This window comes from Halorarum halophilum (assembly GCF_013401515.1).
Classification (GTDB): domain Archaea; phylum Halobacteriota; class Halobacteria; order Halobacteriales; family Haloferacaceae; genus Halorarum; species Halorarum halophilum.
In genome coordinates, this window is sequence record NZ_CP058529.1 from 1656524 (window position 1) to 1682798 (window position 26275).

General features: G+C 70.6%; 25 protein-coding genes. 11 read left to right on the forward strand and 14 right to left on the reverse strand.

Translation table 11 applies throughout. The annotated features are described in order from the left end of the window. The first annotated feature begins 28 nt into the window (after nucleotides 1–28). Nucleotides 29–1990, forward strand: a complete 1962-nt coding sequence (locus HUG10_RS08450) for a DEAD/DEAH box helicase (RefSeq protein WP_179169155.1) — start codon at nucleotides 29–31, stop codon at nucleotides 1988–1990. Here HUG10_RS08450 and HUG10_RS08455 read toward each other — a convergent pair. Further along, complete coding sequence (locus tag HUG10_RS08455; protein WP_179169156.1) at nucleotides 1987–2973, reverse strand: ABC transporter permease; 987 nt, start codon at nucleotides 2971–2973, stop codon at nucleotides 1987–1989. The two genes, HUG10_RS08450 and HUG10_RS08455, sit on opposite strands and share 4 nt — an antisense overlap. Before the next feature lie 94 nt (nucleotides 2974–3067). Here HUG10_RS08455 and HUG10_RS08460 point away from each other — a divergent pair, with 94 nt between their 5' ends. Then, nucleotides 3068–4186, forward strand: a complete 1119-nt coding sequence (locus HUG10_RS08460; protein ID WP_179169157.1) for an ABC transporter permease — start codon at nucleotides 3068–3070, stop codon at nucleotides 4184–4186. Nucleotides 4187–4233: 47 nt separating this feature from the next. On the opposite strand, the gene HUG10_RS08465 is transcribed toward HUG10_RS08460, so the two are convergent. Next, the gene (locus HUG10_RS08465) at nucleotides 4234–5619 is read right to left on the reverse strand and encodes an oxidoreductase (protein ID WP_179169158.1); all 1386 of its coding nucleotides are present in this window, start codon (nucleotides 5617–5619) and stop codon (nucleotides 4234–4236) included. Between the two features lie 112 nt (nucleotides 5620–5731). Here HUG10_RS08465 and HUG10_RS08470 point away from each other — a divergent pair, with 112 nt between their 5' ends. Continuing rightward, the gene (locus HUG10_RS08470) at nucleotides 5732–6577 is read left to right on the forward strand and encodes a formate/nitrite transporter family protein (RefSeq protein ID WP_218780667.1); all 846 of its coding nucleotides are present in this window, start codon (nucleotides 5732–5734) and stop codon (nucleotides 6575–6577) included. A 66-nt stretch (nucleotides 6578–6643) separates the two neighbouring features. Here HUG10_RS08470 and HUG10_RS08475 read toward each other — a convergent pair whose 3' ends face one another. Together HUG10_RS08475 and HUG10_RS08480 are read right to left on the reverse strand one after the other, a co-directional pair. Beyond that, nucleotides 6644–7876, reverse strand: a complete 1233-nt coding sequence (locus HUG10_RS08475; RefSeq protein WP_179169159.1) for a digeranylgeranylglycerophospholipid reductase — start codon at nucleotides 7874–7876, stop codon at nucleotides 6644–6646. 159 nt (nucleotides 7877–8035) lie between these two features. Continuing rightward, nucleotides 8036–10192 (reverse strand): S9 family peptidase, encoded by a 2157-nt coding sequence (locus HUG10_RS08480; protein WP_179169160.1) that lies wholly within the window; start codon nucleotides 10190–10192, stop codon nucleotides 8036–8038. Nucleotides 10193–10636: 444 nt separating this feature from the next. Between HUG10_RS08480 and HUG10_RS08485 the strand changes: the two genes are divergently transcribed. Continuing rightward, on the forward strand, nucleotides 10637–11125 hold the full coding sequence (locus tag HUG10_RS08485) for a DUF3237 domain-containing protein (protein WP_179169161.1): 489 nt from the start codon (nucleotides 10637–10639) through the stop codon (nucleotides 11123–11125). 67 nt (nucleotides 11126–11192) lie between these two features. Here HUG10_RS08485 and HUG10_RS08490 read toward each other — a convergent pair whose 3' ends face one another. Further along, on the reverse strand, nucleotides 11193–12101 hold the full coding sequence (locus HUG10_RS08490) for a DUF4349 domain-containing protein (RefSeq protein ID WP_179169162.1): 909 nt from the start codon (nucleotides 12099–12101) through the stop codon (nucleotides 11193–11195). A gap of 210 nt (nucleotides 12102–12311) precedes the next feature. Here HUG10_RS08490 and HUG10_RS08495 point away from each other — a divergent pair, with 210 nt between their 5' ends. Then, nucleotides 12312–12491 carry a hypothetical protein gene (locus tag HUG10_RS08495; RefSeq protein WP_179169163.1) on the forward strand — a complete coding sequence of 60 codons (180 nt, stop codon included), beginning with the start codon at nucleotides 12312–12314 and terminating at the stop codon, nucleotides 12489–12491. 36 nt (nucleotides 12492–12527) lie between these two features. Here HUG10_RS08495 and HUG10_RS08500 read toward each other — a convergent pair whose 3' ends face one another. Continuing rightward, a complete protein-coding gene (locus tag HUG10_RS08500) occupies nucleotides 12528–13187 on the reverse strand; it encodes a bifunctional 4-hydroxy-2-oxoglutarate aldolase/2-dehydro-3-deoxy-phosphogluconate aldolase (RefSeq protein ID WP_394354988.1) in 660 nt (219 codons plus the stop codon). Between the two features lie 96 nt (nucleotides 13188–13283). Here HUG10_RS08500 and HUG10_RS08505 point away from each other — a divergent pair, with 96 nt between their 5' ends. Continuing rightward, a complete protein-coding gene (locus tag HUG10_RS08505; RefSeq protein WP_179169165.1) occupies nucleotides 13284–14327 on the forward strand; it encodes a S1C family serine protease in 1044 nt (347 codons plus the stop codon). A gap of 41 nt (nucleotides 14328–14368) precedes the next feature. Here HUG10_RS08505 and HUG10_RS08510 read toward each other — a convergent pair whose 3' ends face one another. From HUG10_RS08510 to HUG10_RS08520, 3 genes are all read right to left on the reverse strand, one after another. Continuing rightward, nucleotides 14369–15631, reverse strand: a complete 1263-nt coding sequence (locus HUG10_RS08510) for an FAD-dependent monooxygenase (RefSeq protein WP_179169166.1) — start codon at nucleotides 15629–15631, stop codon at nucleotides 14369–14371. Between the two features lie 73 nt (nucleotides 15632–15704). After that, nucleotides 15705–16484: an ABC transporter permease gene (locus HUG10_RS08515; RefSeq protein WP_179169167.1), complete on the reverse strand. Its 780-nt coding sequence runs from the start codon at nucleotides 16482–16484 to the stop codon at nucleotides 15705–15707. Further along, on the reverse strand, nucleotides 16481–17497 hold the full coding sequence (locus HUG10_RS08520) for an ABC transporter ATP-binding protein (protein WP_179169168.1): 1017 nt from the start codon (nucleotides 17495–17497) through the stop codon (nucleotides 16481–16483). Before HUG10_RS08520 ends, HUG10_RS08515 begins: the two co-directional genes overlap by 4 nt. Nucleotides 17498–18184: 687 nt before the next feature. Here HUG10_RS08520 and HUG10_RS08525 point away from each other — a divergent pair. Then, on the forward strand, nucleotides 18185–19180 hold the full coding sequence (locus HUG10_RS08525) for an aldo/keto reductase (protein WP_179171031.1): 996 nt from the start codon (nucleotides 18185–18187) through the stop codon (nucleotides 19178–19180). 71 nt (nucleotides 19181–19251) lie between these two features. Then, entirely contained in the window at nucleotides 19252–19962 is a 711-nt protein-coding gene (locus HUG10_RS08530; protein WP_179169169.1) for a class I SAM-dependent methyltransferase, read from the forward strand. 22 nt (nucleotides 19963–19984) lie between these two features. On the opposite strand, the gene HUG10_RS08535 is transcribed toward HUG10_RS08530, so the two are convergent. The 3 genes from HUG10_RS08535 to HUG10_RS08545 form a co-directional block, all read right to left on the reverse strand. Beyond that, a complete protein-coding gene (locus tag HUG10_RS08535; RefSeq protein WP_179169170.1) occupies nucleotides 19985–20227 on the reverse strand; it encodes a SelT/SelW/SelH family protein in 243 nt (80 codons plus the stop codon). Between the two features lie 74 nt (nucleotides 20228–20301). After that, the gene (locus HUG10_RS08540; RefSeq protein ID WP_179169171.1) at nucleotides 20302–20979 is read right to left on the reverse strand and encodes a DUF7546 family protein; all 678 of its coding nucleotides are present in this window, start codon (nucleotides 20977–20979) and stop codon (nucleotides 20302–20304) included. A 2-nt stretch (nucleotides 20980–20981) separates the two neighbouring features. Further along, a complete protein-coding gene (locus HUG10_RS08545; RefSeq protein WP_179171032.1) occupies nucleotides 20982–22379 on the reverse strand; it encodes a heme o synthase in 1398 nt (465 codons plus the stop codon). Between the two features lie 379 nt (nucleotides 22380–22758). Between HUG10_RS08545 and coxB the strand changes: the two genes are divergently transcribed. Beyond that, nucleotides 22759–23679 (forward strand): cytochrome c oxidase subunit II, encoded by a 921-nt coding sequence (coxB, locus tag HUG10_RS08550; RefSeq protein ID WP_179169172.1) that lies wholly within the window; start codon nucleotides 22759–22761, stop codon nucleotides 23677–23679. A 122-nt stretch (nucleotides 23680–23801) separates the two neighbouring features. Further along, entirely contained in the window at nucleotides 23802–23948 is a 147-nt protein-coding gene (locus HUG10_RS08555) for a hypothetical protein (RefSeq protein ID WP_179169173.1), read from the forward strand. A gap of 259 nt (nucleotides 23949–24207) precedes the next feature. Here HUG10_RS08555 and HUG10_RS08560 read toward each other — a convergent pair whose 3' ends face one another. Further along, on the reverse strand, nucleotides 24208–24483 hold the full coding sequence (locus tag HUG10_RS08560; RefSeq protein ID WP_179169174.1) for an amphi-Trp domain-containing protein: 276 nt from the start codon (nucleotides 24481–24483) through the stop codon (nucleotides 24208–24210). Between the two features lie 204 nt (nucleotides 24484–24687). On the opposite strand from HUG10_RS08560, the gene HUG10_RS08565 reads away from it, so the two are divergent. Further along, entirely contained in the window at nucleotides 24688–24972 is a 285-nt protein-coding gene (locus tag HUG10_RS08565) for a PadR family transcriptional regulator (RefSeq protein ID WP_179169175.1), read from the forward strand. 17 nt (nucleotides 24973–24989) lie between these two features. Here the strand turns inward: HUG10_RS08565 and HUG10_RS08570 are convergent, their stop codons facing one another. Next, nucleotides 24990–26159, reverse strand: a complete 1170-nt coding sequence (locus HUG10_RS08570) for an AI-2E family transporter (protein WP_179169176.1) — start codon at nucleotides 26157–26159, stop codon at nucleotides 24990–24992. Between the last annotated feature and the right edge of the window lie 116 nt (nucleotides 26160–26275).

Here is a 26275-nt window from a genome sequence, read left to right on the forward strand (position 1 = left end):
CCACGTAGCGACGGAGTACACCACATCCGTGCGCGTCGACGACCTCCCGCTGGCCCCCGAGTACGTGAACCACTTCGAGTCGGCGGGGATCGAGGAGCTCTACCCCCCGCAGGCGGCCGCCGTCGACGCCGGCGTCTGCGAGGGAGGCAACGTCGTCGCCGCCATCCCGACCGCCTCCGGGAAGACGTTCATCGCCGAACTCGGCCTGCTCACCGCCGACGGGCCGGGGCTGTACATCTGCCCGTTGCGCGCGCTCGCCCGCGAGAAGTACGAGGAGTTCGACGCCCTCCCCGGCGTCAGCGTCGGCATCTCGACGGGCGACTACGACTCCCCGGCCGCTGAACTCGCCGACCACGACGTCGTCGTCGCCACGTCCGAGAAGGTGGACTCGGCCATCCGCAACGGCGCCGCCTGGGTCGCGGACCTCGCCTGCGTCGTCGTCGACGAGGTCCACCTGCTGGGCGCCGAAGGTCGCGGCCCGACCCTCGAGGTGACGCTGGCGACGCTCCGCCGGCGCGCGCCCGACGCCCAGATCGTCGCGCTGTCGGCTACTGTCGACAACCCCGAACACATCGCGGCCTGGCTCGACGCGGAACTCGTCGAGTCCGACTGGCGGCCCGTCGACCTCCGGACCGGCGTGTACGCCGACGCGTCGGTCGCGTTCGACGACGACACCACCGTCGCGGTCGAGGGCATCGACGCCGACGACCCCGCCAACGCCGGCGATACCGAGGCGACAGCCGCGCTCGTCCGCGACGCGGTCGCCGCCGGCGGGCAGGCGCTCGCGTTCGTCCGCTCGCGCCGGGAGGCCGAACGGCTGGCCGACCGCCTCCGAGAGGACGGACTGGCCGAGGCCGCCGGCATCGGGATGGACGCGGCGGCGGTCGCCGAGGAGGTCCGGGACGCCGGCGGCACCGAGATGGGCGAACGGCTCGCCGAGAACGCGGCCTGGGGTGTCGCGTTCCACCACGCCGGGCTCCGGTCGGACCACCGCGCGGTCGTCGAACGGGCGTTCCGCGAGCGCCGGCTCTCGGTCATCTGCGCGACGCCGACGCTCGCCGCCGGCGTCAACGTCCCCGCCCGCCGCGTCGTCGTCCGCGACCAGCAGCGGTACACGGGTACCGGAACAGAGTGGCTCCCCGTGCTGGAGGTCCACCAGATGTGCGGCCGGGCGGGGCGCCCGCATCTCGACCCGTACGGCGAGGCGGTGCTCGTCGGCGACGCGGACGACCGGGACGAACTCTGGACGCGGTACGTCGAGGGCGAACCCGAGGCCGTCGAGTCGCAGCTCCGGGACCGTGGGGCGCTCCGGACCCACACGCTCGCGCTCGTCGCCACCGGCATCGCCGGCTCGCAGGCCGGCGTGCTCGACGCGCTCGGCGGGACGTTCTACGCCTCCCGGACCCCGAACCCCGACCTCGGGGGCGTGGTCGGCGACGTCATCGCGGAGCTCATCGACATGGAGATGCTCGCGCCGGACGGGAGCGGCATCGCCGCGACCGAACTCGGCGCGCAGGTGTCCCGGCAGTACGTCAAGCCCGAGACGGGCCGGAAGCTGGTCGCCGGGCTCCGGACCGCGGCGGCGATGGACCCTGACGACGTGACCGCGCTCACCGCGCTCGAACTCGTCTGTAACACCCCGGACATGCACGACACCTACCTCGGCGAGCGCGAGCGGGCGGCGATGTACCAGTACGTCCGCGGGCACGGCGCCGAACTCACGACGGGGATGAACGAGACCGACGACTTCGAGGGGTGGCTGGAGTCGGTGAAGACCGCGAGAATCCTCGCGGAGTGGGTCGAGGGGGCCACGACCGAGGAACTCGTCGCAGGCTACCGGATCGGGCCGGGCGACCTCGAGTCGCGGGTCGAGCGGGCCGAGTGGCTCCTCGGTGCCGCCGAGGCGATGGCCGCGGTCATCGGCGTCGAACTCCCGGTGCTGGGGTCGACACGGGAGAAACTCGCGCCGGCGGCGGCGGAACAGCGCTAGCCGTCGTCGCGGACCCGCGGGTCGAGCACGGCGTGGAGCACGTCCTGGACCCACGAACCGGCGACGCCGACGAGGACGACGACGAACGTCGTGCCGAGGACAAGCGGCACGTCGCGCGCCCGGATGGCGCCGTAGCTCAGCGCGCCGATCCCGGGGATGCCGATCGCGTACTCGACGACGTAGACGGTGACGACGAGCGCGGCGAGCAGGTCGCCGTACAGCAGCGTGAGCAGAGGGACGGCGGCGGGACGGAGCAGGTGCCGCGCAGTCGCCAGGGGGCCGGCACCGGTCGCCGCGACGAACGAGACGTAGTCCTCGTTCCGGCGGGCGAGCGCGTTCGACCGCGTGTGCCGGTGTGCGGCCGCGAGCGTCCCGGTCGCCGTCACGGCGGCCGGGAGGGCCATCCGGAGCCAGTACTGCGCCGGCCACGGTCCCGACTGCCAGCCGGTGGCGTCCCAGCCGAACGCGGTACCGACGAGGGCGAGCAGGACGACCGCGAGGTAGAAGTTCGGGACGCCCGCGAGCAGGTACGTCGTCGTCGACACGGCGCGGCCGATTCGTCGACCGCCGGCGAGCGCCGAGGCCGCGCCGCTCGCGACGCCCAGCGTCGCGCCGACCAGGAACCCGGGGATCAGGTACGCGAGCGTGTACGGCGCGGCGCGGCCGATGGCGTCGGTGACGCTCCCGGGAACGCTGCTCGCCTCGCCCCAGTTCAGCGTGGTGATGGCGACGAGCCAGCGGACGTACCGCTGGTGGAGCGGTTCGTCGAGGTTGTTCGCCGCCCGGTACGCCTCCACCTGCGACTCGATGTAGGCCGCGCGCTCGGACTCGTTCCCCGTCGCCTCCATGGCCGCCGCCTGTCGCACCGACGCCGTGTTCGGATCGCCGGGTATCGCGACCAGCAGGAACGACAGCGAACAGACGAGGTAGACGGTGAGGACGGCGAAGGCGGTCCGACGCAGGACCCGGCGACGGAGCGACACGACCTCCGACAGTACTCCCTCCCTCAAAAACGATGCTGAAGTGACCAGTTCAGTATCGGATACCGTTATATGCCAAGCGGGTTACGAATCCTCGATGCGCGAGGAGGAAGCCGTCCGTCGCCGCGACACCGCCCTCACGCTCGCGGCCGCGGTCGTCGTCGCGGCGGCGATGACGGTCGACCTCCTCGGCGGCGGCGTCCCCGGCGAGCAGTCGCCGACGGACTGGCTGTTCCTGCTCTCCGCGGTCGCGGGCGTCCGTGTCGTCGTGCTACCGCTCGCTCGCGACCCGACGCGGCGGGAGCGGTACCGCGCGGCGTTCGCCGGCCGCACCGGTGCCACGCTGGCCGGCGCCTACCTCGGCCTCTTCGCGGTCGTCGGCGTGCTCGGACCGGTCGTCGTCCCGGAGCCGCTCGGCGACCCCGCGCACGCCTACCTGCCGCCGGTCGGGTTCACGGTCGACGCGTTCGTCGCCGCCGAGTGTCTCGGCCCGGTCGTCGAGAACCGATGTCACGGGACGCTCGCCCACCCCCTCGGAACCGACCCGTTCGGCCGCGACGTGCTGCTGCTGCTGGTCCGCGGGACGCGGGTCAGCCTCGAGGTCGCCGTCGTCGCGTCCGCGCTCGTCGTCCCCGTCGGCACCGCGGTCGGCGTCGTCGCCGGGTCGCGGCGCGGGTGGACGGACACCCTCCTCATGCGGTACGTCGACGTGCAGGAGACCGTGCCGGCGTTCGTCGTCTACGTCCTGCTGGCGTACGTGTACGGCCGACACCTCTGGCTGGTTGTGCTCGCGTTCGGCCTGCTCGGCTGGGGGAGCATCGCGCGACTCGTCCGCAGCGAGACCATCCGGGTCACCGAGTCCTCGTTCGTCGAGGCAGGCAGGGTCGCCGGCGTCGGCCGGATCGGGCTGCTCCGCCGGTACGTGCTCCCGAACGTCGCCGACTCGGTCATCGTCGCGGCGTTCGCCCGCGCGCCGGCGCTCATCCTCGTCGAGGCGGCGCTGGCGTACATGAAGCTCACCGACCTCGACCTGCTATCGTGGGGCGCCATCGCCGCCCGCGGCCTCGACCAGTTCTTCCCGCTGAACTGGTGGGTGTCGGCCGCCCCGGCGGTCGCGCTCGTCGTGACAGCCGTCGCCGCGAGCGTCGTCGGCGACGCGGCCAGGGACGCGCTCGACCGGGGGTCCTCGACGGTCGCAGGGCCGGACGAGGTGTAGGCCGCTGAACGAGGCCGAGGCGTAGGCCGGCGCGCGAACGTGACGGGTCAGGCGTCCGACTCCCCGTCGCCGTCGGTGTCGATTCCGGTGGACTCCGACGGCCAGTCGTACTCGCCCGCCAGCCGACGCTCCCCCACCCGGCGGAGCACCGACGGCGTCCGGCAGACGCCCGGTTCGCCCGCGGCCTGCGGGACGACGCAGTTGTTGCAGTTCTCGCAGGCGACCGACGTCCCGGAGTCGACGCCGTCCTCCCCGCCTGATTCCGACTCCCTCAGCAGGCGGGCCGGGAGCCGCGGTTCGGCGTAGAACGGGCGCGCCATCCCGACCGCGTCGCAGGCGTCGCCGAGGAGGTCGTCGACGGTTCCGCGGTCGCGGATCCCTCCCTCGCAGAACACCGGAACGTCGACGCGCTCGCGAACCCGCCGGCAGAGGTCGGCGTTCCAGGCCGGGTCGAACCCGTACCGGCGCGACTCGACCCAGTTCGCCAGGGCGACGAGCGCGGCCCGCCAGCGCGAACCGAACGCGGCGGCGTACCCCCGACGGAACCGACCGTCGCGCCAGGACCGCGCGGGGAACTCCCCGCGGACGATGCTCATGTCCCAGAAGACGGAGCCGGACACCGGGACGAGCCCGTCGTAGCCGGCGGCGTCGAGGCGCCGACAGAGTCGGACGCTGTCGGCGGCCGAGAGCCGTCGACGGACGAACGGCGGCGCCTCCGTCTCCGCGGGCACCTTCGTCAGGACGGGGACGTCGCCGGCGCGGTCGCGGATCTCCTCGCGGACGAGTTCGAGGAAGCGCGCACCGTCGCCGAACTCGTCGTCCCGGCGGTTGTAGAACGGCGAGAGGAACTGGTGGACGATGCCCATGTTCGCCCCGGCGACGTGGATCAGGTCGTAGCCGGCGTCGACCGCGTACGCCGCCGACCGGCCGAAGTCCGCGGCGAGATCGTACACCTCGTCGGTCGTGAGGACGTGCGCGTCGTACGAGAGGAAACCGGCGCGGTCGAGCGCGCGGAGGGGGAGTGGCGGCTCCGAGACGGCGAGCTGTCGGAGGTCCGGGTTGGCGCGCCGGTACCCGTGGTGCCACGTCTCCATCGAGCGCAGGCCGCCGTGTTCGAGCTGGAGGGCGATTTTGCCGCCGTGCGAGTGGACCGCGTCGGTGAGCCGTTCGAGGTCGGCGACGAAGTCCGGGTCGTGGACACGGGTCATCCCCGGCGCCGCACAGCCCCCCTCGGCGCGGACGATGGTCGCGCCCTGGCAGACGAGCCCCGCTCCCGACTCCGCGGCCGGTTCGAGGTCGGCGACGAGTGTCTCGACCGCGTCGGGGGCGTTGCCCGCGCACTCGAGGAGCGGCGCGCGGTAGAGCCGGTTCGGGAGTACGACGTCCCCCACCTCGACGGGCGCGTCGAGACGGACTCCGGGGGCGCTCGGCATGGTCGGGGGTACGGTCGTCGAGGGTTTCAACCCACCTCCGAGGCACCCGATTCGAGGCTCCGCCCCCGATTTCGGCCCCGCGCCTTAACAGGCGCCGACGTGAATCGGGGATATGGCTGTCGAGGACGCCGATGACGCCGAGGACCCTTCCGGCGCGTCGCTCTCGTATCGGAACATCCTCGAACGGGAGATGGACAACGCGTTGACGGAGATGAACCGACCCATGGCGGGGCTGTTCCTGTCGGGGGTGGGGGCGGGGCTGAACCTGAGTTTCGGCGCGCTGTTCATGGGACTCGTCCTGACCCTTTCCGGGGGGTTCCAGTCGGACCTCGTCCAGCAGACCGCGCTGGCGGGGGCGTCCTCGATCGCGTTCCTCTTCGTCGTCGTCGGCCAGACGGAGCTGTTCACCGCCCACTCGACCATGGGCATCCTGCCGGTGCTGGACGGGCGGTCGTCGACGCGCGATCTCGCCCGGCTGTGGGCGATCACGTACTCGTCGAACCTCGTCGGCTGCGTCGTGTTCTCGATCCTGCTGGCGGGCGTCGTCGCCTCCCGCGACGTGCTCGCGGCCTCGGCGTTCGGAAGCCTCGCGGGCGCGCTGGTCCCGCTCCCCTGGTGGTCGATCCTCCTCAGCGGCGTGCTGGCCGGGTGGCTGATGGGGATGGTCACGTGGCTCTCGGCGGCGAGCCGCGACACCATCGGTCGCGCGGCGTTCGTCGTGCTCGGGACGGGCGCCATCGGGTTCGCGCCGTTCCACCACAGCATCCTCGGGGCGACGGAGGTGCTGACCGCGCTGCTGCTGGGTCAGGGGGTCTCGGCGGCCGGATTCGTCCACTTCCTGGCCTGGACGACGCTCGGGAACGTGATCGGCGGGACGGTGTTCGTCGGCCTGCTCAACTACGGTCACGTCGCGCTCGTCGGACGGGACGTCGAACTGGAGCCCGAGGACGGGGGGTAGGTCCCGCTGCGGCAGCTGCAGAGCGGCCGTGGACGTAGACGTATCCTTGGACGACGGACCGACGACTTACCCTGACAGCTGGTTCCGCGTGTACTTCGCGACCAGTGGAACGTCTCGAGCCTTCAGCAGGCCGAAGAGCGCCCGGAGGTTCCCCTCGTTGGCGCGCTTCAGGGTGTCCTCGCCGAGGCGGTTGAGGTCGGACACTAGCCGGTCGTACCGCTCGTTCGAGCCGAGGTAGAGCAGTTCGGTCATGATCAGCCGGTAGCGCGCCTTGGGCGCGACGTCCTCGTGCCAGAGCCTGTCGTAGACGGACGTCGCCTCGGCGCTCGTGTCCGGTTCGTCGGGGGTGAGACAGGCGTCGACCGTGGCGGCGGCGGCCCGGCCCGAGCGCATGCACTTGGCGATCCCCTCGCCCCAGAGCGGGTCGATCGACGGCACGGTGTCGCCGATGGCCATGAAGTTGTCCGTCGACAGGCCCGTCGGGAGCTGGATGTGCGCGGAGCCGCGGTGCTGTTTCCCCGCGATGCGCTCGGCGTTCTCGAACCGGGGATCGGTGTCGACCCAGTTCGTGAGGTAGTCGTCGATGGTGAAGCCGTCGCGGGCGTTCTCGCGGTGGCCCTCGTTCTGGAGGTAGCAGACGCCGACCTTCGCGGTGTCCTCGCCGGTGTGGAACAGCCACGAGTAGCCGCCGGGCGCCATCCGGTGGTCGAGCCGGAGCATCATCGCGTCGGTCAGGTCCGCGTAGCCGTCGGCGTCGACGTCGACGCCCTCGTACTCGTACTCGATGCCGATCGCCTGGTTCTCGCGCTCCAGATCGGCCACGCCGAGCTTCTTCGCGAGCGGGGCGCTCGGACCGGTCGCGTCGATGACGACCTCGCCGCGGACCTCCTCGTCGCCGTTGTAGACGACGCCGACGATCTCCCCGTCCTCCATCAGGGGCTTCGACACCCGCGCGTCGAACCAGTACTCCGCCCCGTCGGCGCGCCCCTCCTCGACGAGCCAGTTCTTGAAGTCGGCGAACTCCAGGACCGCCCCGGACTGCGTCCGCTCGTAGTGGTGGTTCGGCGACTCGATGACGACGCTGTCGGTGAAGTTCATCACGACGTCGTCGGGGATGCCGAACGAGGACATCGTCGAGGGGAACGTCCCCGCCGTCGACTTGTTGCTCCTGCTCGGGAACTCCTCCTCCGTCTCCGTCTCGAGGACGACCACGTCGTACCCTCGTGCGGCGATGTCGCGGGCGCACTGAGCCCCCGCCGGGCCGGCGCCTGCGATCACCGCGTCGTATGGTTGGCTCATGTGTAGTAGATGCGGACGGATAGTCCGCCGCGCTGGATTGTCGGTGTGTTCGGTGTCGTGCCTGTAAGGTATTCCCATTTGACCGGACGGATGATACCGAGTCACTCCCACCGCCGGGGGCCGCGGAATACCGCCGGTCCGGGACCGGCGAAGTCGAGACTACGCCGACTCCGAGCGTCCGTGCGGGTCGGTTCCCGCGTCGTCGCCGACGGCCGGGTCGTGACGCTCGTACCACGCGACGAGTTCCTCCAGCCGGTGAACGGCGCGGTCCGGCGTCCCGATGTCGTGGTGCTCGTCCTCGTAGAGCACCAGCCGCGCGTCGACGCCCCGCGCCTTCGCGGCGACGTACAGCTGTTCGGACTGGGAGGGCGGGCAGCGCCAGTCCTCCCTCCCGGCCGTGACGAGCAGCGGCGTCTCGAGGTTCCCCACGTCGGTGATGGCCGAGGAGGCGTCGATCTCCTCGGGCACCTCCCACGGGTAGCCGTACTCGTTCTCCATCCAGAGGTGGGAGTCGTCGGTACCGTACGCCGACCGGAGGTCGTAGATGCCGTGTTCGGGGGCGGCGGCCGCGAACAGCTCCGGCTCCTGGGTGACGAGGAACCCCTGGGCGATGCCGCCGTAGGAGAAGCCGTAGCCGAACACGCGCTCGGGGTCGACCCAGCCGCGCTTGACCATCGACTCCACGCCGTTGGCGATGTCGGTCACCTCGTGGGTTCCCCACTGGCCGTGGAGCGCCTCGCAGAAGTCCCGGCCGTACGAGGAGCCGCCCCGGTAGTTCGGTCGCAGGACGACGTAGCCCCGCGACGTGAGGACCGCATGGTCGAACGAAAAGGTCGGCTCGTCATAGCTGACGGGGCCGCCGTGGATGGCGACGACCAGCGGGTGGTCGCCCGACTCGGGGTCCACGTCGGGGTCGTGGTAGACGATCCCCGAGATGGACTCGCCGTCGCTCTCCCACTCGACGCGCCGTACCTCGGGCATCGCGTACTCGGCGGTGAGGTCGGCGTTCACCTCGGAGAGGCGGGTGAGCGAATCCGGTTCTGCCCCGGCGTCCGAGTCGGAATCCGAGTCGCCGCCGGGACGGGCGTCGAGGTCGGCCGTGTCGACCGCGTACACGTCCTGCCCGTCGCTCGGGTGCGAGAACACCAGGGCGGTCCGCCCGTCGCCGACGTCGACGTTCTCCAGCGCGCGGTCGGTCCCCTGGGCCTCGAAGACGCGCTCGACGGTCCCGTCGGCCGAGACGCGGACGAGCCGGGTCCGGGCCTCGTCGCCGATCGTGGTGTAGACGGTCTCCTCGTCGGCCCAGTGGAGGGTCGCGCCACGGGCGAGCGTCCGGTCGAGGTCGGCGGTCAGTGACTCGTACTCGCCGTCCTCGTAGCAGTACACCTGCGTCGGGACGCACCAGTTTTCCGGGTCGCCGGCGGCGAACGCGACGCGGTCGCCCGAGGGGGACCACTCGGGCGAGTTCACCGAGAGGTCGGAGTCGGTGAGCTTCCGGAGGCCGGTTCCGTCCGACGCGACGGTGAACACGTCGGTCACGAGCGTCGCGTCCCCGTCGTCGCCGTGGTACGCGCAGAAGGCGATGCGGTCGGTCGCCCCCCACGCCGGCTGGAGGCCGCTCAGGTCCGCGAACGCGCCGCCGTCGTGGGCGTCCTCGAGCGTCTCGGCGTCGCCGGAGTCGACGTCGACGACGTGGAGGTACGTCCGCACGGTGTCGGTGTAGCCGACGCCGTCGAGCTTGTGCTGGAGGCGTTCGGTCTCCACGGGTCCGCCCTCCTCCCGCTCGTCGAGGTACGCTCGCTCCTCCTCGGTCGGGTCGCGCGCGGCGACGACGAGGCGGTCGCCGTCGGGGCTCCAGTCGAACTCCGCCGCACCCTCGTTGAATTCGGTCACCTGGCGGGCGTCGCCCCCGAGCGCGAGGTCGAACAGCCAGACCTGCCGTTTCGGTTCGTCGTCGCCTCCGGCGGTCCCGTCCTCGTCGTCACCGTCGCCATCGGCGTCACCATCGTCATCGGTGTCGTCGGTGTCGGCGTCGTCGCCGCCGACCCTGCGGGCGTTGTCCTCCTCGCGGGCGGCGAGGAACGCCAGGCGGTCGCCGTCAGGCCCCCACTTCGGGCTCCCCGCGTCGGCGACGCGGGTGAGCCGGTGCGGGTCGCGCGAGCCGTCGGTCGGGGCGACGAACATCGAGGCGACTCGCTCGTCCTCGTCGGCGTCGAACTCGTCGGCGAGGAAGGCGACGCGGGAGTCGTCGGGGGAGAGGGCGACGTCGAGGACCTGCGTGAGGTCGTAGTAGGCGTCGATGGGGAGTTCGCTCATCGACCGTCGGTGCCGCCGGCGGCCGAAATAGCTTCCCCAAGCGGCCGCGACGGCCGGAGTATGACGTCGGGTGGGTCGAACGTCGTGGTGGAAACCACCTGTTCGGCGCGCGGCGGCCGCGCCCTGTGCGCGGCCGAATTGCGCGAGGGATGAGCGACTGACCGAGCGACAGCGAGGGAAGGCGCGAATCGGCTGGGGAGGATGTGGCGGTCGCGGTCGGGTAGGACTGAAAGGGGCCGTGGCTCTCGGGGAAGGAGTGGACCGACAAGCACCGCAACCGAGGGAGCGAAGCGACCGAAGTGAGGAGCGCAGCGGCCGCACCGACCCGAGAGCCACGGGGGCTTTCGAACACTCCGTCGCAGGCCGGACCAGCCGCCAAACTATTCGAGTCGTACGCCCCAACCCTGCACCAACTACTTGCCCTCCCACGCAACTACCGAAGGCATGAGTAACGACCCCGAAGAACACGAGAACGAGCACCTCAGACCCACCCTCGAACACGCCTTCGACCTGGACATCGAGGTCGAGGAGCCCATCGAGATCGGCGAGACCGGCGACGGGCAGCGCCGCATCATCCGTATCCTCGACGGGACGGTGTCCGGCCGGATCGAGGGGCACGTCCTGTCCGGCGGCGCGGACTACCAGCTGTTCCGTACCGAGCGTCCGAGCGAACTCGTCGCGAAGTACGCCTTCGAGACCGACGACGGGTCACGGGTGTACGTGGAGAACCGCGGCATCCGGTTCGCCTCGCCGGAGGACAGCGAGCGCCTGCGCGACGGCCTCCCCGTCGACCCCGACGACGTCTACTTCCGCTCGGTCCCGGAGTTCGAGACCGCCGACCCGGAGCTCTCCTGGTTGACCGAGAGCGTCTTCGTGGCCGCCGGCACCCGCCAGCCGAAGGGCGTGAAGTTGGCCGTCTACCGCGTCGGCTGAAGGGTTCGGAGGGCGAAAAAGACTGACTGCGGGTCCTCGACTGCCGACCCCCGACCGTCGATTCCCGCTACGGGAGGTCCGGCCCGCGCCGGTAGAGGAGCGCCACCGCCACCGCCGGGATACCGACGAGGAACGCGTACGGCAGCGCGTACACGGAGAACACCACGGCGGAGCGAACGAGCACGATCGCCCCGTCGACCGACTCCATGAACGCCTCGAGCAGCGGCGTCTCGTGGAACTGCGTCCGCTCGACCGGCCCGTAGTCCGGGCGCGGCTCCTCGATCCGGACCGTGATGGTGCTGTAGGCGACCCGGCGTTCCAAGCTCTGGAGCTTCGCCTCGGTGCGCTCGATCTCCGTCTGCACGTCCGAGAGCTCCCGCTGGACCGCCAGCACCTCCTCGGTGTCGTTCGCCTGCTGGTACAGCTCCCTGAGCCGGTCGCGCTCGGCCCGGAGGCTGTCGAGGCGGGCGCGGAGGTCGACCACCTGGTCGGTCACGTCGTCCGTGTTCTCGGTGGCCTGGAGCACCGTCCCCGTGTCGTTCACGGCCGTCATCGCCCCGGAGTAGTTGCCCGAGGGGACGCGGAGGGTCATCGTGCCGACCACCCAGGTCTCGTTCCCGCTGCCGCGGACCCGCCGGCTGGCGTCGCCGACGTAGCCGCCGCGCCGCGTGGTGGCCTCGGTGAGCTGCCGGCGTGCCTCCCCGTAATCGTCGACCTGAAGGGTCACCTCCGCGGTGTAGATGATCTCCCTGTTCTGGACGCTGGCCTGGATGCCGGCGCTGCCGCCGGCGTCGTCCCCGCCGCGCTCGCCCGCGCTGTCGCCACCGGACGGGGTCGACTCGGGGACGCCAGTGGCACCCTGATCCGCGGCGAGTCCGCCACCGTCGCCGCCGTCGCCGCCGCCGCCCGCGCCCGAGCAGCCGGCGAGGACGACCGCGAGCGCGCAGACGACCGCGAGGAGGTGTTTCCGACGCATACCCCGCCATCTCCGTGGGTCGTCGTAATACCTCGGGAATATGAAAGAGTCGTTTGACTCATCCGTCCTCGGCGGGACCCCGCCCAAGCGACCGATAGGGAGAGCGTTCTCGACGTCCCTGCTCGGGTAGGAACCTCGTAAACGGGCCGAAAGGCGGGTCGGCGGCGATTAACAATGCACCCACGAGACGGTGGTGTTCTCGAACCAGCAGTGACGGACGTAACAGAGTTCGAATCCAGACTCCGGCCCGCCCCCATCAAGGAGCGCTGTCGCGACCGCCCGCTGAACGGGCAGCTCGCCGTCCAGATATTCGCGTACGACGGCGACGGACCGTCCGAGACCGAGTGGGTCCACTCGACCCGCTGGCTGGACCCCGTCGCCAAGCGGTGACGCCCGGACGGGCAGCGCCCTCCTTCCGCCCGTCGACTACCGCGCCTCGTCGATGACCGACCGGAAGGTCCGTGCCCGCTCGGTGATGGCGTCGAAGTCGCCCGACTCCACCGCGGCCCGGTCCACGAGCGCGGACCCGGCGCCGACGGCGACCGCTCCGGCCTCGATGTAGTCGCCGGCGTTGTCCGTGGAGACGCCGCCGGTCGGGATCATCGGGATCTGCGCGAGCGGCCCCTTCATCGCGGCGAGGTGGTCCGGGCCGAGCGTCTTGGCCGGGAACACCTTCACCACGTCGGCGCCCGCCTCGAACGCCTCGACCGCCTCCGTCGGCGTCATCACGCCCGGCGCGACGAGGACACCGTAGCGGTTGCACGTCTCCACCACGTCCTCGTGGTACGACGGCGAGACGACGAACTCCGCGCCGGCGGCGATGGCCGACTGCGCGGTCGCCGCGTCGAGGACGGTTCCGGCCCCGACGAGCACCTCGTCGTCGAGTTCCTCGGAGAGCGTGCGGATCATCTCCGTCGACCCGGGCGTGTCGGCGGTCACCTCGAGCGCCGTAACGCCGCCCTCGACCAGCGCCTCTGCGGTGTCGACGACCGTTTCAGGCTCCGCACCTCGCATGACGGCAACGACGCCGCTCTCCCGCAGCACCTCGAGCGTACTCATGCGCGAGTGAACACTCGCGGCGTCCATAAACACGGGGGAATCGGCCGTGACGTCGGCTCCGGTCGTGCGCCGCGGGGTCCAGACCGCGAGCGGGGTATGCGAGTCGAGCGCATAGGTCGAGGGATGAGGACGCACTCCCTCGATTTCGAACTGCTCTACGAGGCCGTCGCCCCCTCGGTCGTCTCCGTCTACGTCGGCTCCTCCTCGGGCGCCCGCGGCGCCGGCTCCGGGTTCGTCTACGACCGGCGCCACGTCGTGACGAACGACCACGTCGTCCGCGACGAGCGGGAGGTCCACGTCCGCCTCGCGGACGGCCGCTGGCGCGCCGGCCGCGTCGTCGGCACCGACGCCTACACCGATCTCGCGGTCGTCCGGGTTCCCGACCTGCCGGACGACGCCCCGCCGCTGACTGTCGCCGCCGACGTCCCAGAACCGGGCCGCCCGGTCGCCGCGCTCGGGAATCCGATGGGGCTCGACGGCTCCGTCTCGGCCGGCATCGTCTCGGGCGTGAACCGGTCGATGGCGACGCGCGGGGGCTTCGCCATCCCCGACGTCGTGCAGACCGACGCCCCCATCAACCCCGGGAACAGCGGCGGGCCGCTGGTCGCGCGATCGACCGACGCGGGTGGCGACGTCGGATTGGCGGAGGACGACAACCCGTCGACGGGCGAAGCCAAGACGGACCCCCAGGCGAGCTACGAGGTCGTCGGCGTCAACCGCGCGAAGGGTGGCGACAACATCGGCTTCGCGATCTCCTCGCGGCTGGTGAACCGGGTCGTCCCGGCGCTCGTCGAGGACGGCGTCTACCGCCACTCGTACCTCCGCGCTCGGACGCTCGACGCGACACCCGCCATCGCGGAGGCGAACGGGCTCCCGGAACCCGGCGGCGTCCTCGTCGTCGACGCCGGCGACGATGGGCTCCGGGGCTGTGACCGCACCGCCCGCGTCGGCGGCCGCGAGGTGCCCGTCGGCGGCGACGTCGTCGTCGCGATCGACGGGGAGCCGGTCCAGTCGGGCGAGGAGCTGATCCGGCTGCTCATCGTCGACACCGAACCGGGCGATTCGGTCGACGTGACCGTGCTCCGCGAGGGCGTCTTCGGCGACGTCACCGTCCCGGTGGAGCTCCGCGAGCGGCCCGGCACCGCCGACAGCGTGCCGATCAGGTAGTCGGTCGGTAACACGGACTACGGGAGGGATGAGTCCCACCCTCAGTCAACGAAGCGCTCGGTGTCGACGGGTTCGTCGGCCGCCCCCAGCGCCATGCGCTCGATGCCCCGACGGAGCAATCGGGAACTGGAGAGGAGCGAGTTACTGGCTCGCGCCCCCGTGAGCGCCAGCGACGGCGGGACGTACCGGCCGTAGCGGAGGAACAGTCCGAGCCCGCGCTCCGCGCGACGCTGGAGCCGGATGGTCTCCTCGACCGCCGGTCGGCGTCTGGTCTCGTACCGCGCGAGCGACGCGGCGGGGAGGGGCGTCTCCGGCAGGTCCAGCGCCTCCGCGATGGTCGAGTGGGCGGCGACCGCGTCCGCGACGGCGAGCGGGTTTCCCTGCGCGCCGATGGGCGAGGCGACGTGGGCCGCGTCGCCCAGCAGGAGGAGGCCGTCCCGGACCCACTCCGGGGCGAGGCCGGGGGCGACCTCCAGCAGCGAGCAGTCGTCGTAGCCGTCGATGTGCTCCTCCAGGGCGGGCCGGAGCGTCGGGTCGATGGCCGCCACGCGGTCGCGGAACGCCCCGATTCCCGCGGCCCGGAGCTCCGGGTACGACCCGGCGAGGATGGGGAGGCCGACCTGGAACTCGCCGCCGCCGATGCCGAACGAGACGAGCACGCCGTCGCGGCCGATGCGGACCTGCGTGTCGTCGGCCGGATCGACGTCCTCGACCGGGAGCTTGAACCAGACGAGGTCGAGAACCGGGTCGAACAGCCCGGCGTCGATGCCGGCGGCCGACCGAACTCGGGAGTACCGGCCGTCCGCGCCGACGACGAGGCGGCCCCGGAACGTCACGTCCTCGTCGGTCGATCGGTCGTGCGCCTCCACGCCGGCGACGCGCCCGCCCTCGGTCACGAGTCCCTCGACGGTCGTCGCCGGCTGGAACGTGAAGCCGTCGTACCCGTCGGCGCGGGAGACGACCAGTTCGAGGAGCGCCGGCTGTTCCATCATCATCACGTACGGGTGGGTGGCGTCGAGCGTTCCCACGTCGAACAGGTCCACCTGCTCGCCGTACAGCGTCGCCGCCCCCTGCGTGACGATCTCGTGGTCGAGTCCCTTCAGGTCCTCCAGCAGGCCCATCCGGTCGAACAGTTCGATGACGCCGGGACTCCAGCCGAATCCCCGGAACTCCCGTTCGAAGGTGCGCTCGCGCTCGACGAGCGTCACGTCGACGCCGCTCCGCGCGAGGAGGTAGCTCAGGACGGCACCGCCCGGGCCGGCGCCGACCACGACCACGTCGGCGTCCGGCTCGTGTTCGCTCATGGGTCCGGATGAGCGCGTGCCGTCAAGAAGCTACGCCGGATTCGTTGCGGCCCGGAGGTGGAAAGTGGGAATCTCAGTCAGTCCGCGGGATGGCGTACGCCCCGGCGACGAAGAAGGCGGCCGCCAGGACCGCCAGCACGGCGAGGTTCCCGACGACGCCGAGGGGCGGGACGTAGAGCGAGCCGTCGACGGCGTAGGTGACGCCCCGCACCCCCCGCGCGAAGTAGGTGAGCGGCGAGAGGTTCACGACCGGGGCGAACCAGCCCGGCAGGAGGTCGGTCGTGACGAACGTGTCCGAGAGGAACAGCAGCGGGAGCGCGATGGTGTTCGAGGCCGCGATGACGCCGTCCTGGGAGTCGGCCAGCCGGCCGAGCACCGCGCCGAAGCCGCAGAACAGCACGACGCCGAGGACGACCAGCGGGACGAGTAGGGCGAGCGCCGGAGTCACGGGAATGGTCGCGCCAGTGAGCAGGAGCGTGAGCGCGAGGATGAGCGCCGACGCGGCGCCGATGATGGCGACGTTGACCGCGGTGTGGGCGAGCAGCCACTCGGCGCGGGTGAGCGGCGTGGTCGCCAGCTTCTCGAACCGGTTGTCGTCGCGGTGCCGGGCGATCTCGGAGCCGACCCGCGAGAGCGGCGTGAACAGCACGACGGTCGCGAGGTAGCCCGGGACGTAGAACGCCGCCGGCTCGGCGAACAGGCCGCCGCCGCCCGGCCGGGTCCGGACGAGCGCGCCGAAGATGACGACGAGGATGACCGGGAAGAAGAACGTGAAGAAGACGGCCGTCTTCCGGCGGAGGAACGACCGGTACGAGGCCGTCGCCTCGGCGCGGACGCGGCGGAGGCGGCTCATCCGTCGACCTCCGATCCGGCGACGACGTCCTCCACTTCCCCTTCCCCCGGTTCAGTCCCCGCTTCCTCGCCGTCGACGACGCTCGCGCCGGGCGTGAACGCCCCTTCGAACTGCTCGCCCGTGAGCCGGAGGTACACGTCCTCCAGGGTCGGTTCGGTCCATGTCAGCGACTCGAAGGCGACGCCGGCGTCGTCCAGCGCGGCGACCGCCCGTCCGAGGTCTGCGGGGGTGACGCCCTCGACGACGAGTTCCCCTTCGCCGCGTTCGACCCGGAACCCGGCCACCCGGATTGCCTCGGCGCCGGCGTCGGTCGCGGCCGGGTCCGCCGTCCCGACGACGAGTCGCGCGGGGCCGCCGTGCTCGCCGATCAGGTCGGCCGGCGTGCCGACCGCGACGAGTCGGCCGTCGCGGAGGAGGCCGACGCGGTCAGCCAGCGCCTCGACCTCGTCCATCGAGTGGCTCGTGAGGAAGACGGTCGTGCCGCCCGCAGCGAGGCCCTCCAGGAGTTCCCAGAGGTCGCGCCGGCCGGCCGGGTCGATGCCGGTCGTCGGCTCGTCGAGGAACAGCAGGTCGGGGTCGTTGACGAGCGCGACGCCGACGCACGCGCGTCGTTTCTGTCCGCCCGAGAGCTCCTCGTACCAGGTGTCGGCGTCGTCGCTCAGGCCGACGTCCGCGAGCACCGACTCGGCGTCGCGCGATTCGTCGTACAGCCCGCCGTAGTAGGCCAGCAGTTCGCGGGGCGTGAGTCGCTCGGGCGGGGAGAACTCCTGCGGGAGCAGGCCGACTCGCGAGCGGTCCGCGTCGGCGGGCCGGACGCCGAACGTCCGCGCCTCGCCCTCGACGGCGGTCGTCCCGGTGAGCGCCCGGACGAGCGTCGTCTTCCCCGCGCCGTTCGGGCCGATGAGCCCGAACACCTCGCCCGCGTCGACGGAGAGGGAGACGCCGTCGAGCGCGACGGTGTCGCCGTACGACTTGCGGAGGTCCGTCGCGGTGACCACTGGGCCCTCGCTCATTGGTTCGGGTTCCGGTGGTTGCCGGCGTAAGGGTTCCGAAGCGGGAATCACGGACTGGGTTCGACGGGGCGTTCGGTCTCGATGGAACGGACGTCCTACCGACGACTGCTACTGGCTCGAAAGCCCCCGCGGCTCTCGGCTCGCGCGGCACGCTCTGCGCTCCTCGCTCGCCGTTGTCTCGCTGTGGTGCTTGAGGTGCCGGGCTTCCCCGAGAGCCGCGGCCCCTTTCAGTCCCACCCGTCGGAGGTGTTACCGAGCGATGCCACCTGACTACCGCGTGTGGATGCCGTCGGTAGTCCACCGAGGACGTTCGCCCGGCGGAAGGCGAGTGGTGGCAGCAGCGGTGCGGTGGTAGCACATTCCAGCGGGTGGCGCGCGTGACTGCGAGCCGAAGGCGAGCAGACGCGCGCGAGAGATGAGAAGCACAGCGAGCGTAAGCGAGCGAGCATCGCAATCGGCTGGTCACGCGAGCGAGCGTGCGAGCGAGGGTGACTTCCGAGGAGCGTTCTCCGAGGTAAGGGGGACGTGGCCCTCATGACGCTTGGGTGGAGAGATCTACCTCTTCACAACCCACCTGACGACCGGGTATGCTGAGCCAGCGTTCGCGCCCCTAACTCACACAGTCACGAGTGTCGGAGCACCCGCGTTTTAGTCGCTCCCACCACAACCGTACAACCGATGACCGACATGGAATACCGACGGCTCGGCTCCACCGGAACCCAGGTCTCCAGCCTCTGTTTCGGCACCTGGCGCTTCGGCAAGCGATCGAACGGTGTCGTCGAGACGGACAAGCACGACGCGCACGATCTCCTCGACGCGTTCGCCGACGCCGGCGGGACCTTCATCGACACGGCGAACGTGTACGGCGACCCGAACGGCACCGCCGAGGAGTACATCGGCGACTGGCTCGCCGGGCGCGAGCGCGAGCAGTACGTGCTCGCCTCGAAGGTGTACTTCGGCTTCGACCCCGACAACCCCAACGGCTCGGGGCTCTCGCGGGGCCACATCCGCCGGCAGATCGAGGGCACCCTCGACCGCCTCGGCACCGACTACCTCGACCTCTACTACATCCACCGCTTCGACGAGGACACGCCCGTCGAGGAGACGCTCTCGACGCTGAACGGCCTCGTCGAGGACGGCCGGGTCAACTATCTCGGCGCCTCCTCGATGGCGGCCTGGCAGCTCACGAAGATGCTCTGGAAGAGCGACGTGGAGGACCTCGAACGCTTCGAGGTGACCCAGCCGCTGTTCCACGCCGCGTACCGCGACACCGAGGAGTACCTCGACGTCTGCGCCGACCAGGACCTCGCGGTCTGCCCGTACTCGCCGCTCGCCGGCGGCTTCCTCACGGGCAAGTACGAGCGCGCCGAGGACGGCTCGGCGGTCGGCCCCGAGGGCTCCAGGGCGGACCTCGTCGACCACTTCCAGGACTACTACGTCGACGAGCGGAGCTGGCGCGTCCTCGACGAGATCCGGTCGGTCGCCGACGAACTCGACGCGACCCCCCCGCAGGTCGCTCTCCGGTGGCTCATCGAGCGTCCGCAGTTCACCTGCGTTCCCATCGTGGGCGCGCGGACGGTCGAGCAACTGGAGGACAACCTCGGCGCCGTGGAGATCGAACTCTCGGACGACCAGCGCGGACGCATCACCGAGGCCCGGGAGTTCGAGGACGAGAGCGAGTAACGCGGCCGCCCCGACGAGACCGGGTGACGTGCGACCCCAAGTTTCTTTCCGGCGTTCCGTGACCCTTCCCCGTGACGGACGACGGCGACGGCGGGCGTTGGGATTGCGGCGACGGCGAGCGTGCGACCGGCGGCGACGACCGGACGGCCTGCGACGACGAACGAGCGCAGCGGCGCGCCGTCCGCGACGGCTACGACGCGCTGGCGGACGACTACGGGAAGTCTCGCGACCCGCCGGAGGGGTCCCTCGTCGAATCGTTCCTCGCCGACCTGCCGCCCGGAAGTCGACTGCTCGACGCCGGATGCGGGCAGGGAACGCCGGTGCTCGACCGCCTTCCGGCCGACATCCACGCGGTGGGACTGGACTTCTCCGGCGAGCAACTCCGCCGCGCGGGGGAGGTGACCGACGCCGCGCTCGTCCGCGGCGACCTGACCGCCCTGCCCGTCGCCGACGCGTGCGTCGACGCCGTGACCGCGCTCCACTCGCTCATCCACGTCCCCACGGACCAGCACCAGGCGGTGTTCGCGGAGTTCGCCCGGATAACCCGGCCGGGCGCGCGTCTGCTGCTCACCGCGGGAACGGACGCCTGGGCGGGCGCGAACGACGACTGGCTGGACAGCGGCGTGCGAATGGAGTGGTCGTTCCCCGACGTCGAGGCGACTCGCGAGTCCCTCCGCGAGGCTGGCTTCACCGTGACGGACGAACGGTTCGTGCCGGACGAGTTGGCCGAGGACGACGACGGGGGCTGGCTCTTCCTGACCGCGGAAAAACGGGGCGAGTGATCCGCCGATACGTCGGCGGGACCTACGCGGTCGCGCCGACGTGCGAGCGGACCGAGTCGACGATGGCGTCCTCGTCGTACTCGTCGCGCTCCTTGTCGAAGACGACCTCGTCGTTCGAGCGGACCTCGAACACGCCGGTGTCGCCGGTGACGAGCGCGACGCGGTCGAGTTCCTCGCCGAACTCCTCCAGCAGCGCTGCCTGGACGTCCTGTGCACGGCCGAGCATCCCGCAGGGGACGCAGTACTCGATCTCGACGGTTGTCATTCCGGCTCACGATTGTCCCGTGACGACGTAAATCCGGTGACGACCGAGGTGGTGGCGTGGCCGGACGGCTCTATTCATCGCGACGCGCCGAACGTCTCGAACCCAGGCCGCCACCACAGCAGCGCGACGGTCACCAGAAAGACCAGCGTCGACGGACCGTAGCCGATGCCCGTCGCGGCCGCGAGCAGCGCGCCGCCGCCGCCGAACAGCGAGGCCGCTATCCCGGCCAGGATGGGGAACGCACACGAGACGCACGAGAACAGGCCGAGCAGGCCCGCGAGACCGGCACCGGCCGTCTCGACGAGCGTCCCGTAGAGGAGGTACGCGAGCGCCGCGTAACCGAGCACCTTCGCCGGCATGAGCACGGCTGCGACGACGTTTCCGCCGTAGACGAGCGCCGGTCCCCACCCCGGGGGGAGGAACGCGATACCGAGGCCGCTCGGCGTCGTGGGCGTGGGCGGGCCGACGATGCCGCCGAACACCGAGAGCAGGCCGAGGTAGCCGACGGAGACGAGGGCGGCCCGGCGGCGGGCCGACGGCGACCCGTTCGGCGGCGAGTAGCGGGCGAAGACGAGTAACGCGACGTTCACCCAGAGCAGCCCGTAGATGGTGAACAGCGGCGAGGTGAGCGTCGCGTCCGTGAACGCGAAGTAGCCGACGACGAACGCGAGTTCCACGTTTACGGCGAGGGTGCCGAGGAGGATGGACTCCCTGGAGACGGTCAGGTCGCGGCCGGCGACGCTGGCCGCCATCGTCACACCGCGAGCGCGTCGACGACGACGGCGAGCAGCGCCGTCCCGAGGTAGAGGTTCGACGCGTGGAACGCCCGGAACGCCGCCGCCTCGGTCCGCTCGTAGTGGAGGCGGACGATCGCCCAGAGGAACACCGCGCCCACGGCGGCCCCCGAGAGCGCGTACAGCCAGTCGAGGCGTGCGAAGCCGACGAGTGCCGCGCCGACCGCGAGCGTGCCCGCGAAGTACCAGACGATGTGGCGCCGGGTCGCCGTCTCGCCGCGCACGACCGGCATCATCGGGAAGCCGCCGCGCTCGTAGTCGTCCCTGTACGCCAGCGCGAGGTTGTAGAAGTGCGCCGGCGTCCACAGGAAGATGAGCGCGGCGAGCGCGATGCCGCCGAGGCCGACCGACCCGGTGACCGCGGCCCAGCCGATGAGCGCCGGGAGCGCCCCGGCCGCCCCGCCGATGACGGTGTTCTGGACCGTGTTCGGCTTCAGTATCAGCGTGTAGACGACCGAGTAGAACAGGATCGCCGTCAGGCCGAGGACCGCCGCGAGGAGGTTCACGGTGGCGAACAGGCCGACAGAGACGGCCGACAGCAACAGGCCGAACGCGACCGCGTTGCGGACGGAGACGAGGTCGACCGCGAGCGGGCGGTCGCTCGTGCGCTGCATCTTCCGGTCCACGTCGCGTTCGAGCACGTGGTTGAACGTCCCCGACGCGCCGATCGAGAGCGCGCCCGCGACGAGCGTCGTCGCGACGATCCGCGACGAGAGGTTCGCACCCCCCGCGAGCGCCATCGCCGCCGAGGCGACGAGACAGAGGAGCCACATCAGCCGGGGCTTCATCAGGCGGAAGTAGGCTCCGGCGGTGAGCCGCGCGCGCAGGAGGGGTTCCTCGCGCCAAGTCGGCGGGGTCGGACGGGGACCCGGAGCGATGGGTTCCGCGGGGGCGTCCCGACCCCCGGATCCGGACGCGGGGTCCTCGGTCGGGTCGCCCGTCTCGGCCTCGAGCTGCCAGGCGAGCGCAGCCAGCAGTCCGCCGAAGATGAGCAGGCCAACGACCAGGTGGAGCGTGGACGCGGCAATCGAGACGCCGGCGACGGTCCCGACCGGGCCGCGGCCGCCCGCGAGGGCGATCGACGCGCCGAGCGTCGACTGGACCGGGTAGAGGACGGCGGCGAAGAGGAGCGACGCCGCGACGCGTCGCGACGGTCGCTCGCGGAGGGCGACGACGACGGTGGCGAGCGCGAGCAGGCCGACGAGGAACGCGACCGCCCGGTGCCCGAGCGCGACCCACCCGGCGAGCGAGGCCGGGGTGGTGAAGCCGTCGCCGCAGGCCGGCCACGCCGTGCAGGCCGCCGCCGCGTCCGTCACCGCCGTCGTGGCGCCGACGACGAGCAGGAGGTACACGCCCATCGCCGTCGCGGCGAGTAGGGCGGGGAGCCGCTTCGTATGCACTAGCGGGGGGTATCGGCGCGTGGCATATCAACCCCCCGCTTCACGCCACGGCGGCCTACTTCCCCGTCCCAGTGGCCGTATCGTGGCGTGCCCCTTCGCGCTCGAAGGACGTCCCGTACCGGACCGAAACCGGATTCTGCCGTCCGGTCGAACGAGGCGCCGGAACCCCAGACCTGCCGACGACTGGCCGAACGTCGGTGCCGCCGATACGACGAACGCCCACGGCGGCGACGTGTCGAATTGCCGTCCCGACGATGCGGGCGAAACCGCAACGCTGCGGGCGGAATCGACGGAAGACAGCAGGTATTTACGTCGCCTGTTCAAATCTCGTGATAGCATGAAGGGCAAGCGTCTCGGGACCCTCCTGGCAGCCCTGGGCGGTCTCGCGCTGTTCGCCGGAACGGCGGCGGCACAGCCGTCCACGACCGCTGGGCTGATCAACCAGCTCAACGACAGGCTCCTCTACATCGGCATCCCCATCACGCTGCTGGTGGAGGTCATCCTCATCTACACCGTCCTCAAGTTCAAGGACTCCGACGAGGCGAAGCCGACCCGCGAGAACCGTCGGCTGGAGATCACCTGGACGGTCGCCACCGCGATCATCCTGCTGTTCGTCGGCGTCGCCTCCTACGGCGTCCTGGCGAACCCGGACGTGACGTACGTCGCCGGCGCGAACTCCGGGCCCGACGAGGGCGACGTCCACGTCGAGGCGATTGCGTACCAGTGGAACTGGGAGATGAACTACCCCCAGGAGAACATGAGTGGCGTGACCGCGAGCGACGTGAACCTCGAAGGTGCCGGTGACGTCGAGGGGCCGCTGATCGTCCTCCCGGTCGACCAGGACGTGTACATCACGGTGACCTCCCGTGACGTGATCCACGCGCTCCACGTCCCCGACATGGGCCTGAAACACGACGCGGTGCCCGGCCAGCGGAACACCATCAAGACCCACACGCTCGAGACGGGCGTCTACCAGGGCTACTGCGCCGAGTACTGTGGCGTCGCCCACTCGCAGATGTACTTCACGGTGGTCGTCGTCCCCCAGGACGACTACCAGCAGTTCCTGCAGAACCAGGGGAACCAGGGCGGCGATTCCTCGAACGGCGCAGGATCGGCCAACGGCACCGCCACCCCGAACGGCTCCGCGTCAGGGAACGGCACTGCCACGCCGACCGGGGCTTCCACGTCGACTGGCACTGCCACGTCAGCCGGCACTGCCACATCGACCGGCACTGCTACGCCGACCGGTTCCGCCTGAATCCGGCACGCTGACCACGGTCCCGAGTCCGGTCCACCCTCCTCGGTTCGCTCGGAACGACCAGGCCGTTCGTTGTCACATCACCCCGTTTCCTTTCAACTCCCAGCCGCGTATACCCCGGTATGCGCGACGAGGAGGAAATCCGTGAGCAGTACGAGTTCCTGGCAGAACAGCTCGACTCCGAGGAGATGCGCCACGAGAGCATCAGGCAGATGTTCACCTACTACAAGCGGGCGCTGGGCTGGGTGCTCGAGGAGGAGTACATATAAGGGAACCATGATAGCCCGGTACCTTTAAGTCACAATACCCGGTAGGCGAATGCGACGCTTCGTCTGGAGGGCCGAAGCGTCAGCGGGGACCAATTCACGGGCGCCACGCCGTGTTTTTACGGCCTGGCGCCCCTGGTTTCTACGTATCCGAGTGCCGACGCCGCCCGTCGACCGACGCTGCGGGCGCGGCAGGAGCGAGAAAAACGAACGGTCCTTCCCACTGATCGGTTCGCGTCGGTTCTCGCGTCGACCGAGAGCGCTACTCGATGCTGAGCGCGCCGTCCGAGGTCTGGTCGCCCTCGTCCCACTCCAGTTCGAACTCGACGCTCAGTTCGTCCTCGGCGCCGCCGGTCTCGCGCTCGGCCTTGACCTCGAAGGTCACCTCCGACGGGACCTCGAGCGTCAACGTGTTGTCGCCGGCCGAGAGCGTGAGTTCGTCGCTCGAGTCGAGTTTGTCGGCCACGTCGCGAAGCAGCGCCGCGACGTCGCTCCTGCTCTGGCGCCGCTCCGTCTCGAAGAGGACTTCCTCCGGCATACGCCCCCGTAGGCCGCGAACGGGCATAAAGTGGACGCCCGGGCGTGTCGGCCGTCGGATATGGTCGTTCGCCCGGACATCACAGTCGTCTTACTCGTTCTCGCTGGGGAAAGCCGGTCGAATTCAACGGTCGACGGCTGACTTGCGGGGGCAGGCCGATATCTTTATTTCGAACCGACAATAATCCTCGTTGAGAACTTACCGATGTACGACCTGACCGGGTTCCAGCGCGACTTGCTCTACGTCATCGCTGGACAGGAGGAACCACACGGACTGGCGATCAAGGACGAACTCGAGGACTACTACGAGAAGGAGATCCACCACGGGCGGCTGTATCCGAACCTCGACACGCTCGTCGACAAGGGACTCGTCGAGAAGGGCGAGCGCGACCGGCGGACGAACTACTACACGCTCACCCGCCGCGGGCGCCGTGAGATCGAGGCGCGCCGCGACTGGGAGGACCAGTACGTCGACGTCACCGAGGAGTAGTCACCCGCCGCGGGGAGTCACTCCTCGTCGGTCTCGTTCTGCCCGTACACGAACGGCCCCCCGACCGTGAGGTACGACGGGTCGACCGCGTACGGCTTGATCTCCGTCCCGTTGATCAGTTCCGGCAGGACGATCCTGACGAAGTGGACGACGAGCACGAGCAGCATCGGCATCAGGAAGATCCCGTACCAGCCGAACATGAGCGGCCCGAGCGTGTACGCCAGCATCACCGCCCCGACGTGGAGCGACCGCCCGGAGACGTACGGCCGGAGCACGAGGTCCGGGATGGTGTCGACGACCACGAACGAGGCGAGCGCGAAGGCGAGCACGAACCACAGCGTCCCGGTCGCGTCGAGCGCGACCGCCCGCCCGGCCATGTAGATCGCGACGGGGAAGTAGACGAGTTTCATGCCGACGAGGGGGATGAGACTCGCGACGCCGGCGAGCAGGCCGACGAGCGCCGCGGCGGGAATGGCCGCACCCTCGGGCGCGAACACGTTCAACAGCGAGTAGACGATGACGCCGATGGTGCCGGTGAGGATGGCGTTGAGGATGTTGCCGAAGAAGATGCTCTTGTAGTCGGCGTCGACGGCCCGCCCGTACGCCTCGATGACGCCCCCCTCGTCGGCGTACCGCACGAAGTACCGACTCAGCCTGCCGCCGTCCCGGAGGAGGTAGAACGCCAGCGCGAGCATCACGAACAGGTGGATGAGCGCGGTGCCGAGGACCGCCACGGTGTCGAACGCGCCCGAGAACGAGCCGATCACCGTGCCGACCGTCTCGAACGTGAGGAACCGACCCCAGTCGAGCGCCAGCAGGGCCTCCGGGCTGGTGACGCTCCCGAGCAGCTCCTCGTCGACGCCCGGGATCTGCGTGGGGTCGAACACGCCCGCCCCGTCGGCCTCCTCGGCCAGCTCGGCGAGCTGGGTGGCGACGACGAGCAGTGCGTAGGTGAACAGGAGCAGCGCCGGGAGCGCGAGCGCGAAGATGGCGACGCCGGCCGCCACGCTCGGTTGGGGGATGCGACGGCGAATACGCTTGTACACCGGTCGCGTCGCGTAGTAGATGAAGAAGCTGAACACGAACGTGCCGATGAACGTGTAGAGGACGTACAGCACGGCGATGCCGAGGATCGCGCCGACTCCCCACCACGTCGCGCGACCGCGGTCGACCTCCGAGAGGGACATACAGTCCACCGGTCGCGGAACCGACAAAAGCGTGTCGCGGGGTGGGAGGGCTTTCGGGAACCGAATCATAGGCAGGGGAGACATTAAAGGACCGCAGTCGAGTAGGGGAGAACTAT

Excerpts from the sequence above, each read along its gene's own strand:
- HUG10_RS08555 (WP_179169173.1), top strand. The coding sequence starts at position 23,802 with ATGCGCGACGAGGAGGAAATCCGTGAGCAGTACGAGTTCCTGGCAGAA.
- HUG10_RS08520 (WP_179169168.1), bottom strand. The coding sequence starts at position 17,497 with ATGAGCGAGGGCCCAGTGGTCACCGCGACGGACCTCCGCAAGTCGTAC.
- HUG10_RS08510 (WP_179169166.1), bottom strand. The coding sequence starts at position 15,631 with ATGAGCGAACACGAGCCGGACGCCGACGTGGTCGTGGTCGGCGCCGGC.
- HUG10_RS08515 (WP_179169167.1), bottom strand. The coding sequence starts at position 16,484 with ATGAGCCGCCTCCGCCGCGTCCGCGCCGAGGCGACGGCCTCGTACCGG.
- HUG10_RS08470 (WP_218780667.1), top strand. The coding sequence starts at position 5,732 with ATGGCTGTCGAGGACGCCGATGACGCCGAGGACCCTTCCGGCGCGTCG.
- HUG10_RS08505 (WP_179169165.1), top strand. The coding sequence starts at position 13,284 with ATGAGGACGCACTCCCTCGATTTCGAACTGCTCTACGAGGCCGTCGCC.
- HUG10_RS08485 (WP_179169161.1), top strand. The coding sequence starts at position 10,637 with ATGAGTAACGACCCCGAAGAACACGAGAACGAGCACCTCAGACCCACC.
- HUG10_RS08545 (WP_179171032.1), bottom strand. The coding sequence starts at position 22,379 with ATGGGCGTGTACCTCCTGCTCGTCGTCGGCGCCACGACGGCGGTGACG.
- HUG10_RS08475 (WP_179169159.1), bottom strand. The coding sequence starts at position 7,876 with ATGAGCCAACCATACGACGCGGTGATCGCAGGCGCCGGCCCGGCGGGG.
- HUG10_RS08460 (WP_179169157.1), top strand. The coding sequence starts at position 3,068 with ATGCGCGAGGAGGAAGCCGTCCGTCGCCGCGACACCGCCCTCACGCTC.
- HUG10_RS08570 (WP_179169176.1), bottom strand. The coding sequence starts at position 26,159 with ATGTCCCTCTCGGAGGTCGACCGCGGTCGCGCGACGTGGTGGGGAGTC.
- HUG10_RS08560 (WP_179169174.1), bottom strand. The coding sequence starts at position 24,483 with ATGCCGGAGGAAGTCCTCTTCGAGACGGAGCGGCGCCAGAGCAGGAGC.
- HUG10_RS08565 (WP_179169175.1), top strand. The coding sequence starts at position 24,688 with ATGTACGACCTGACCGGGTTCCAGCGCGACTTGCTCTACGTCATCGCT.
- HUG10_RS08500 (WP_394354988.1), bottom strand. The coding sequence starts at position 13,187 with ATGGACGCCGCGAGTGTTCACTCGCGCATGAGTACGCTCGAGGTGCTG.
- coxB (WP_179169172.1), top strand. The coding sequence starts at position 22,759 with ATGAAGGGCAAGCGTCTCGGGACCCTCCTGGCAGCCCTGGGCGGTCTC.
- HUG10_RS08540 (WP_179169171.1), bottom strand. The coding sequence starts at position 20,979 with ATGGCGGCCAGCGTCGCCGGCCGCGACCTGACCGTCTCCAGGGAGTCC.
- HUG10_RS08535 (WP_179169170.1), bottom strand. The coding sequence starts at position 20,227 with ATGACAACCGTCGAGATCGAGTACTGCGTCCCCTGCGGGATGCTCGGC.
- HUG10_RS08490 (WP_179169162.1), bottom strand. The coding sequence starts at position 12,101 with ATGCGTCGGAAACACCTCCTCGCGGTCGTCTGCGCGCTCGCGGTCGTC.
- HUG10_RS08525 (WP_179171031.1), top strand. The coding sequence starts at position 18,185 with ATGGAATACCGACGGCTCGGCTCCACCGGAACCCAGGTCTCCAGCCTC.
- HUG10_RS08480 (WP_179169160.1), bottom strand. The coding sequence starts at position 10,192 with ATGAGCGAACTCCCCATCGACGCCTACTACGACCTCACGCAGGTCCTC.
- HUG10_RS08465 (WP_179169158.1), bottom strand. The coding sequence starts at position 5,619 with ATGCCGAGCGCCCCCGGAGTCCGTCTCGACGCGCCCGTCGAGGTGGGG.